This window comes from Pseudomonas sp. ICMP 10191 (assembly GCF_001467335.1).
Taxonomy (GTDB): domain Bacteria; phylum Pseudomonadota; class Gammaproteobacteria; order Pseudomonadales; family Pseudomonadaceae; genus Aquipseudomonas; species Aquipseudomonas cerasi.
In genome coordinates, this window is sequence record NZ_LKGW01000019.1 from 1 (window position 1) to 913 (window position 913).

The window sequence follows — 913 nt, forward strand, 5'->3', positions numbered from 1 at the left end:
GGCGACTGACCCGAAGGCCTCTGCGGCTGCCGGCACGCTGCAGACCGTTGGCCAGTTGCTGGAGTGGTTCATGATTCGTCAGTCCACTGAGCGCAGTCTTTCGGCCAAGCGTCGCGCCACAAACACATCGATCATCACCTGCCACCTCAAGCCGCGCCTGTCAGAACTGCTCATTGCCGATGTGGACCGGTCCACGTTGGACAAGCTGGTCATGTGGCCCATGCAGGCCGAAATGTCGCTCTCCTACGTCCGGCTGATGTGGGGCGNCGCATCCTTCCGAAACCATCGCGCCTGCGGGCCGTTCAGCTGGAAGAGGTGCTTGGTGACCTTGCTGCAGGATTCGACCAGCACCCACAGGACTGCATGCTCGCTTTGATGATGCTGTGTCACGGCACGCGGGCTGGCGAGACAAGGCAGGCCCGGTGGTCGCACCTCACTCTGGGTGAGCAGGGCGAGTGGTTACTGCGCGCTGCTGGAGCGCTATCGGGACTGGCAATCGTCGAAGGGCTACAAGGGTGCCTACATGTTCCCGGCTCGCAACCGTGGGCCGATCAGCGACAGTCAGGCATGTGCCGTATTCGCTCGCCTGGGCAAGGGTGAGTGGACGAGCCACGACCTGCGCAAAGTGGCCCGGACCGGCTGGACTGATCTGGGTGTCGACTTCCTGATCGGCGAGATGCTGGTGAACCACACGCTGACCCGCAATGTGCAGACCTATATCCACACTTCGGCTGAACTGCTCAAGCGTGAGGCGCTGAACAAGTGGCACGAATGGTTAGACGGGAAAGGCTTTGGCCGCATTCACCGCTCGACCCTGACTAGAAACGAAAATTCGCAGAATGCCGTCGAGGCCAATACCGGCGCGGCTTCCGGCGCGATCACGAATCCATAAAAGGCGAGGTTTAAAAATGGC

At 61.0% G+C, this 913-nt stretch carries 1 protein-coding gene; it reads left to right on the plus strand.

The window, feature by feature from the left end:
- The first annotated feature begins 442 nt into the window (after positions 1-442).
- Positions 443-892: a hypothetical protein gene (locus tag AO388_RS29535; RefSeq protein ID WP_236713890.1), complete on the plus strand. Its 450-nt coding sequence runs from the start codon at positions 443-445 to the stop codon at positions 890-892.
- Positions 893-913: the final 21 nt, after the last annotated feature.